The sequence below is a fragment of the Azonexus sp. genome, assembly GCF_036170495.1.
Taxonomy (GTDB): domain Bacteria; phylum Pseudomonadota; class Gammaproteobacteria; order Burkholderiales; family Rhodocyclaceae; genus Azonexus.
Map to the genome: position 1 here is coordinate 3,152 of NZ_JAVHPH010000078.1, position 2,789 is coordinate 5,940.

The following is a 2,789-nucleotide window of genomic DNA, read 5'->3' on the forward strand; positions in this document are numbered from 1 at the left end:
AGCCGGCCGAGGTCGGAGCGATAGCTGTCGAGCGTCGCCTTGGCCAGGCCGTCTTCCAGCCACAGGGCGTCGCAGAAATTGTCGATCTCGGCGAGATCAGCCGTGTTGGCTGGCAAGTTCGCCGGATTCATGCGTCAGTAGCCAGCGTTTGACGTCGAGCAGGAAGCCGCCGCGTTCGCGGGCAAAGCCGCCGAGTTTTTTGTCACCGGCGCCACTGGTGGCAACGACGCGATGGCACGGTACGACAACCGGGTAAGGATTGGCGCCGCAGGCCTGGCCGACGGCACGCGGGGCGTTTTTGAGGTTTTTTGCCAGTTGACCGTAGGTGTCGGTCTGGCCGCTCGGGATGGCCGAAATCTGCGCCCAGACGCGGCGCTGGAAAGTCGTGCCGGCCGGGCGCAGGGGCAGGCCGAAGACGAAGGCGGGATCGGCGATATAGGCCTTGAGCTGGCGTGCGGCTTCGGCTGCCAGTGGCATCGTGGCGGCGAGTTCCGGACCTGGTTCGAGAAAGTCGATGCCGGTGACTTCATCGTCGTTGCACCGGACGCCGAGGGTGAAACCGGGGGCGGCGATGATGGCCTGGTAGGTTTGATTGGGGTGGGTTTTCATTTTGCCTCCGTGGTCATTGCTACGGTCGACGGGGTTTACTACGTGAAACGTAAAAAACGGCCAAAATTCAAAAAGCCGACAGGCCGGTCTGGGCGCGGCCGAGGATCAGCGCGTGAATGTCGTGCGTGCCTTCGTAGGTATTCACCACTTCCAGATTGACGACATGGCGGATGACGCCGAAATCGTCCGAAATGCCGTTGCCGCCGAGCATGTCGCGGGCCGTGCGGGCGATGTCGAGGGCCTTGCCGCAGGAGTTGCGTTTGAGCATCGAGACGTTTTCCGGGCAGGCGCTGCCGTCGTCCATCATGCGGCCGAGGCGCAGCACGCTCTGGATGCCGAGGGCGATTTCGGTCTGCATGTCGACGAGTTTTTTCTGGATAAGCTGGTTGGCGGCCAGCGGCCGGTCGAACTGCTTGCGCTCCAAGGTGTATTGCCGCGCCCTGTGCCAGCAGCTTTCGGCGGCACCGAGGGCGCCCCAGACAATGCCGTAGCGGGCGGCGTTCAGGCAGGTGAACGGGCCTTTGAGGCCGGCGACATCAAGGCAGTTCTCGCTCGGTACGAAGACCTCGTCCATCACGATCTCACCGGTGATCGAGGTGCGCAGACCGACCTTGCCGTGGATGACCGGCGCCGACAGCCCAGCCATGCCCTTGTCGAGAATGAAGCCGCGAATGACGCCGGCGTCATCCTTGGCCCAGACGACGAAGACGTCGGCAATCGGCGCGTTGGTGATCCACATCTTGCTGCCGGACAGTTTCCAGCCGCCGGGTACGGCCCGGGCGCGCGTGCTCAGGCTGCCGGGGTCGGAGCCGGAATCCGGCTCGGTCAGGCCGAAGCAGCCAATCAGCTTGCCCTGGCCGAGGCCGGGCAGGTATTTCTGTTTCTGTTCTTCGGAACCAAAGGCGAAGATCGGCAGCATGACCAGCGAGGACTGCACGCTGAGCATCGAGCGGTAGCCCGAATCGACGTATTCCACCTCGCGGGCGATCAGGCCGTACGACACATAGTTCAGCCCGGCGCCGCCGTACTGCGGTGGCAGCGTCGCGCCGAGCAGGCCCATCTCGCCCATCTCGCGGAAGAGGGCGGGGTCGGTGTGCTCATTGCGGAAAGCGTCGCGCACGCGCGGCTGCAGGGATTTCTGCGCAAACTGCCGGGCGGCATCGCGAACGAGCCGCTCGTCGGCTGCCAGTTGACTGTCGAGCCGGAAAGGGTCGGCCCAGTCGAACGCAGCCTTAGCCACGGACGTGTCCGTCGCCGAGGACGATCCATTTCTGGCTGGTCAATCCTTCCAGGCCGACCGGGCCGCGGGCGTGGATCTTGTCGGTGGAGATGCCGATTTCGGCGCCCAGGCCGTACTCGAAACCATCGGCGAAGCGCGTCGAGGCGTTGATCATGACCGAGGCCGAGTCGACTTCGCGCAGGAAGCGCATGGCTTTCGGGTGGTTGTCGGTGACGATGGCTTCGCTGTGATGCGACGAGTATTGGTTGATGTGGGCGATGGCTTCATCGATGCCGGCCACCACCTTGACCGAAATGATCGGCGCCAGGAATTCGGTGTAGTAATCCTCTTCTGTCGCCGCCACGGCATTCGGCACGATGGCGCAGGTTTCGGCGCAACCGCGGATTTCGACGCCCTTGGCGGTCAGCATGGCGGCAATCGGCGGCAACAGCATGGCGGCGACTGAACGGTCGACGAGCAGCGACTCGGCGGTGTTGCAGGTGCCGTAGCGCTGGGTCTTGGCGTTTTCGACGATTTTCAAGGCCTTGTTCGGATCGGCTTCCTCTTCGAGGTAGACGTGGCAGTTGCCGTCGAGGTGCTGGATCATCGGCACGCGGCATTCGGCCAGCAGGCGCGAGATCAGTCCCTTGCCGCCGCGCGGCACGATGACATCGACAAATTCGCGCATGGTGATCAGTTCGCCGACGGCGGCGCGGTCGGTGGTGTCGATGACCTGCACGGCATTGGCCGGCAGGCCGGCGGTTTGCAGGCCTTCGTGGACCAGCGCGGCGATGGCGCGGTTGGAGCGGATGGCTTCCGAGCCGCCGCGCAGGATGGCGGCGTTGCCGGATTTCAGGCACAGCGCTGCGGCGTCGGCCGTCACATTCGGCCGGGCTTCGTAAATGATGCCGATGACGCCGAGCGGCACGCGCATCTTGCCGACCTGGATGCCGGACGGCTG

3 protein-coding genes are annotated in these 2,789 nt (G+C 64.5%); all 3 read right to left on the bottom strand.

Features of this window, described 5'->3' with window-relative positions; all coding sequences use genetic code 11:
• Positions 1-96: 96 nt before the first annotated feature.
• Positions 97-609 carry a methylated-DNA--[protein]-cysteine S-methyltransferase gene (locus ADADOO_RS02540; protein ID WP_511274741.1) on the bottom strand — a complete coding sequence of 171 codons (513 nt, stop codon included), beginning with the start codon at positions 607-609 and terminating at the stop codon, positions 97-99.
• A gap of 67 nt (positions 610-676) precedes the next feature.
• Positions 677-1,849, bottom strand: coding sequence for an acyl-CoA dehydrogenase (locus ADADOO_RS02545; RefSeq protein ID WP_511274743.1), 1,173 nt, complete (start codon positions 1,847-1,849; stop codon positions 677-679).
• Positions 1,842-2,789, bottom strand: a 948-nt coding sequence (locus ADADOO_RS02550) for a glutamate-5-semialdehyde dehydrogenase (protein WP_511274745.1), incomplete at its 5' end; no start/stop codon positions are given. The genes ADADOO_RS02550 and ADADOO_RS02545, both read right to left, overlap by 8 nt.